General features: G+C 75.1%; 3 protein-coding genes. 1 reads left to right on the top strand and 2 read right to left on the bottom strand.

Going from position 1 to position 5,792, the window contains the following annotated elements; translation table 11 throughout:
• A partial coding sequence (locus ADY59_RS46165) for a citrate/2-methylcitrate synthase (protein WP_331459598.1) occupies positions 1-766 on the top strand: 766 nt, incomplete at its 5' end.
• Here ADY59_RS46165 and ADY59_RS46160 read toward each other — a convergent pair.
• Positions 742-3,732 (bottom strand): chromosome partitioning protein ParA, encoded by a 2,991-nt coding sequence (locus ADY59_RS46160; RefSeq protein ID WP_156326156.1) that lies wholly within the window; start codon positions 3,730-3,732, stop codon positions 742-744. The two genes, ADY59_RS46165 and ADY59_RS46160, sit on opposite strands and share 25 nt — an antisense overlap.
• 259 nt (positions 3,733-3,991) lie before the next feature.
• The coding region (locus ADY59_RS53120; RefSeq protein ID WP_331459597.1) for a hypothetical protein at positions 3,992-5,792 on the bottom strand (1,801 nt) is incomplete at its 5' end.

Here is a 5,792-nt window from a genome sequence, read left to right as displayed (position 1 = left end):
GACCGTGCCACGTGCCCCGGCGCACCCTCCCCATCCCGATGCCTCGACCGTGCCACGTGCCCCCGAGCGCACGAACGGGACGAACGCCGGGGGCGAACGTCGGCACATGGACGCGGCGGAGGCGCGGTGGGGGTCGATCGCTGGGCGGTTGTGGCCGCGGTTGTGCGCGCGGCCCGCCACGCCGGAGTCGCTCGCCGTGCTGGAGGCCGCGCTCGTGCTGCTCGCCGATCACGAGCTGGCCGCCTCGACGCTGGCCGCCCGGGTGGCCGCCTCCGCCAAGGCCGACCCGTACGCGGTCGTCCTCACCGGGCTCGGCGTGGTCGGCGGCCCGCTGCACGGCGGCGCGTCGTACAACGCCGAACGCCTGCTCGCCCAGGTCACCGACGCCGGCAGGGCGCCGAGGGTGATCGCCGACTGGGTGCGGCGCGGCGAGCGCATCCCCGGCTTCGGCCACAGCGTCTACAAGAACGGCGACGCCCGCGGGAGCCTCCTGCTCGACCTGGTGGCCGAGATCGCCCCCGGCCACGAACGGCTCGCCGCCGCCCACGCCGTGCTCGGCGAGGTGCGCCGGCGCCGCCTCCCCGAGCGGAACGTCGACTTCGCCCTGGCCACGTTCGCCGCCGTCACCGGCATGGTGAGCGGCGCCGGCGAGGCGATCTTCGCCGTCGCCAGGACGGCGGGCTGGCTCGCCCACGCCATGGAGGAGTACGCCAAGGGCTCACTCCTGCGCCTGCGCGCCTCCTACACCGGCCCGCCGATCGGCTGAACCGGCCGCTCCACGAACGCGGCCAGCGCCCGCACCCGCTCCGCGTGCTCGTCATGGCCGACGATCACCGGCGGCTCGTTGTACGGCATCGCGTCGGACGAGCGCCGCAGCTTGACGTACTGGCCGCAGGCGTCGATCGCGTACGGCTCCATGTCGTCCTGCAGCGCGCCGATGACCGTGATCCCGTACGTCTCCCCGATCCGCCGGAACAGCGCCACCGCCTCCCGGCGATGCTCCTTGCCCAGGTTGCGGCCCAGTTCGTCGAGCACCAGGCACAGGTGCCCGCCGCCGGACGAGGCGATGGCCGCCGCGCACACCAGCTTGACCGCCTTCTCGTCCATCAGCGCGGTGTTGGCCCGGCGGTTGTACGGGACGAAGCCCTGCCCCTCGCCGCGCCGCCACTTCGGCGTCACCCGCCACTGCCAGCGCTGCTCCGGATCGGCGGGCGCCGGCGGCACCGGGAACTCCAGCGTCGCGCCGTAGCCGCCGTAGGAGGTGTCGAGCTTCTCGAACTCCTCCGCGACCCGCTGCAACCTCGCCTTGATCGCCGCCGTCAGCGCCGCCCGGTGCACCGCCGTCGACTGCGCCGCCTCCTCCGCGCCCTTGTCGGCCGCCGCCAGGTCACGCTGGCGGGACACGATCTGCGCCTCGATCTGCCTGCGCTGGTGCTTCTCGTACTCCTCCTGCCCCCGCAGGTAGGACGCCAGCGAACCGCACACCGCCGTGAACGTCGCCTGCTCGCGCGCCGTGCTGCCGCCCCGCTCCTCCAGCAGGAACCGCAGCTCCTCCGGGATCTCCGCGTCCTCCTCCGGGAACGTGTCGCGCAACGCCTGGTCGAAGTGCCGCTCCGCGATCCGCCACCACTCGTCGGCGGTGCGGCCCCGCTCCTCCTCCGGCAGCGCCCGCACCCACGCGCCGGCGGTCTCGACGGTGCCGCCCCAGTCGGCGGCCAGCGTGTCGAGGCGGAGCGCCTCCCGCTCGCCGCCGACCCGCGCCTCCTGCTCGCGGGCCTGCGCCCGCTCCGCCTCGTGGCGCTGCCGCCTGCCCTCCAGCCGCTCGATCTCCATGTCGCGGGTGCGCGCCCGGAAGTCGAGGCTGCCCGCCTGCCGCTCGGCCTCGGCCACCTTCGGCGTCAGCTCCTCCAGCGCCGCGGTCAGCTCGCCCAGCCTGGCCCGCCGCTCCGCCAGCCGCCCTTCGAGCTCGCCCAGCCGTACGCCGGCCTTGGCGCCCTCCAGCCTGCGCTGCCCCTGCGCGACCGTCTCCTCCGCGTCATGCACGGCCTGCGCGGCCGTCTCCTGGACGTCCATCGCCCGGTTGAGCCGCTGACCGGCCGCCTTGATCCGGGCCTCCCGGCCCGTCGCCACCCCGTCGAAGGCCCCCACCACGCTCACCCCGGCGGCGCTGACCAGCACCGAGCCGGGCAGCCCGCGCAGCGCCTCGGCGGCCTCCTCCAGGCGGGCGGCGTCCACGATCACCGCGTGCTCGCCGGGCCAGCCGCGCAGCTCGTCCACCCGCAGCGTGCCGCGGGCCTGTTCGGCCACGTCCAGGGCGTCCAGCAGGCCCGTCGCGCCCACGCCCGCCGCCGTGAGGGCGTCGAGCTGGGCAGCGGCCGGGCCGCCTTCGGCGTCGTCCAGGGCGGCCCGCGCGGAGGCCACCTCCTGGTCGGCCACGCCGAGCGCCTTGAGCGCCTCGTTCAGCCGCAGCCGGGCCGCCACCAGCTCCCGCTCCGCCTCAGGCACGTCGCGACCGTCGGCGAAGCGCCGCGTCTCCTCCAGCGCCGGGACCATCCCGCGCAGCTCGTCGGCCGAGTTCTCCGCCACGGCGCGGTCGGCGTCGAGCTTGGCCGCGCGCGCCTGCATCGCGACCAGCTCCTTGCGCGCCTCGGTGACCCGCCGATCCAGGGAGTCGTCCTTCAGCGTCGCGATCTCCGCCTTCACCAGCGCGATCGCCTCCGCCGCCGCCTCGCCCGCCGCCCGATGCCGCGTCAGCTCCCCGGCCAGCGCGTCGTCCTTGGCGGCGGCGTCGGCCAGCTTCCTCGCCTGCCGCCCGCGCCAGCACCGCAACGCCTCGGCCAGCCGTACCCTGGCCTGGTCGCGCCGGTCGAACGTGGCCAGCAACGCCTTCGACTCCGCCTCGAACTCCGCCAGCCGCTCACCCGCCAGCACCGCCCGCACCCGCTTGGCGTGCTCGTCGCGCCGCGCCTCCCGCTCCTGCTCCAGCTCCGCGTCGAGGCCGGTCAGCGCCGCGATCGCCTCGAACACCCGCTCCGGCGAGATCTCGTTGAGCGGCTGCGACAGCAGGTTCGTGGCGACCTTGCTGCGCACGCTCGTCGACAGGAACGACACGCACCGCACCCGGTCCCCGTAGAGCACCTTGGTCAGATCACGCGCCACCACGTCGCGCCGCCCCGCCGAACGCGGCAGCGACTGCCACAACTCGTCGGCCCGTGCCACCCGCTCCGCCTCGGACGCCGCCGCCGCCAGATGCACGCCCGCGCGCCACCGGATCTCCAGATGCGGCGCCTCCTGGTTGACCCGCAGCCAGACCGTCACCGGCCCGCTGGAGTCGTCCGGCACCTCGAACAGCTCCCCGTCGTCGCCGGGAACCTCCACACGCTCGGCGGGCGCCGCGAAGTCCCGCATCCCCGGCGGCCCGAACACGCCCACGATGTAGCCGTGATCCGCGCTCGCCCACTGCCGCGCCCCCGCCCCGCTGGCCAGCTCCGCGTTGAACAGCAGCTCCGACACCGCCTTGGCGCCCGAGGCGAACCGCCACTGCTCGTCACCCAGCAGCGCCGTGATGGACGCGATGAACGACGACTTGCCCGCCCCGTTGGAGTCCTTCGGCCCGGCGCCCGCCACCACGATCAGCGTGCCCGGCACCGTCGGCACCGGATGGGTGGACAGCCGCGAGATGTTGACCGCTTGCACAGCGACCAGCACGCGATCCCCGACGACGTTCTCCACCTGCGCCACCTTCAGTCCCCCGTAACCTTCCATCCGTCCTGACACACGACCCGGCTCACCCGCCGGCCCGCCCCGGCTCCCACTTCCCGCTCACCGCCGGCTTCCAGGGCAACCGAGCCCGGCCTTCCCGGTTGTCTGCCGCAGGGCTCGCGTGTCCGCCTGCCGGTGCTTCCGGGATCGTGCATTCCGGTACTCCTGGAGCGCCGCCTTCCAAAGGCGCGCGGTCCCGCGCGTCCCGGGCGTTCTTGAGCGGGCGGGTTCACCTGGCGCTCCTCCGGGCTCGTACGGCGGCTGCCAGGGGGGTGTCCGGGCCGGCGGCGAGGATGAGCTCCTCCTGCAGACGGCGGCGAGCCGCCGGGGTGAGGCGGTGGAACTGGGGGCCCGGGACGTATCCGCCCGCCTCCTCACCGGCCTTCACCTGCGTCAGCAATCCGGCATGCCGCAACCCCCGCAGCGCTGACTCCAGCTCGCCGATCGGCAGCTGGGTGTGGCGGCGCAGCTCTTCCACTGGAGTCGGGTGGGGGGACAGCCACGAGTCCTCGGGCAGCAGCCCCTCGGCGCGCGGGATCGCCACCGAGTGCACCAGCACCAGCGTCAGCACCGCCCGCTCACTCTCCCCGAGCCCGCGCCGGCTCTCCCGGAACCCGCGGTGGCTCTCCCCGAGCCGATGCCCGTCCTCACGGCCACGGCGCACGGACTCTCCGGGCCTTCCGGACTCTGCGGGCCTTCCGGGCACTGCGGGTCTTCCGGACTCTGTGGGCTCTCCGGGGACGCTCCCGGCTTCGGCGCTCTCGGGGTGACCGGGCTCCGGTGCCTCGCCCTCGCCCGGCTCCGATGCCGCCCCACGAGGGCGTTCGGTGGCCTGCGACCGTTCCATTGCGGCGATCTCGTCGTCGTAGCCCGAGATCCAGCGCTCACGGTGCTGGATCAGCGCGCGGCCACGCCGGGCCAGCATGGCGGCCAGGGTGTGGCGCAACGCCGGATCGCGCAGGGCCGCGAACCTGGCCTCCTGCAGGGGCTCCGCTGCATGCTCCACCACCATGAACGCGGCCACCAGCTCTGCCCGCCGCCGCTCGTCGTAGGCGTCCAGCAGATCGCCGAACTCGGCGACACCCGGCTCCACCCGCCCTCCGGCCGAAACCGGGACGTCCCCCGCGAGGGAACGACCGTCCGCGGAAAGGGACGCACCCGCCATGGGTCGTTCGTCCCGAAAGGTCTGCTCGTCACCGGCGACCTGCCCGCCCTGGCTCAGCTGGGCGGAGGGCGCAGCCTGCGCAGGCTGACCGCCGTCGCCGTCGCCGTTCGGCGCGGGCTGGTCATCGAGGTCCCGGGCGTTCGGCGCGGGCCGGTCGTCCTGGATCCGGGACCCGTCCTGGATGGGGGGCTTGTGTGCCGTGGGGGACTCGGCTGATACGCGAGGTTCGTCCGCTGACGGGTGCTCGTTCTGCGCTGGTTGTGGGACCGCTGCCGAGGGCGTGGGGAGGGCGGCGGCGACGTGGTCGGCGTCGGCGACGACCGTCAGGGCGCGGCGTTCCGGCTCGGGGATGCGGCGGACCAGCTCCTGCAGGACGGCGTGGGACTCCACCGGCCACAGGGCGCAGCGCGGCCCCAGGGAGACGATGCCGTCGGACATCGACACCCACGCCGAGTCGTGCAGGCGGCGCAGGGCGCCGATCGCCCAGTTGCGCATCAGGTCGTCGGTGCGGCCGATCAGTGTGCGGTAGGTGTCGAGCACGCGCTCCAGGGGCGCCGGGTCGCCCGGCCACGGGTCGGTCGCGTGGTCGCTCCAGCAGCACTTGAGTACGGCGGCGAGGACTCGCCGGGTCTCGCCGGACCGCTCCACCGGCATGGGCGGGACCTGGTGCTCCTCCAGCAGCGACGGCGTCACCCCGTCGGGCCAGACGGGCAGTGCCTGGCCGGTGGAGTCGGGGCGGGTGAGCCGGGTCATCCCGGCGGGCGCCGGCTCCGTGGCCCCCAGCAGCAACGGCCCCCCGGCCCTGGCGCGCACATGCGCCACCGCACCGGCCGCCACCTGCGGCTCGCCCGGCGCGACCCCGCCC

The sequence above is a fragment of the Nonomuraea sp. SBT364 genome, assembly GCF_001083785.1.
Taxonomy (GTDB): Bacteria; Actinomycetota; Actinomycetes; order Streptosporangiales; family Streptosporangiaceae; genus Nonomuraea.
The sequence above is the reverse complement of the archived record's forward strand: the minus strand, read 5'-3'. Positions and strand labels throughout refer to the sequence as shown.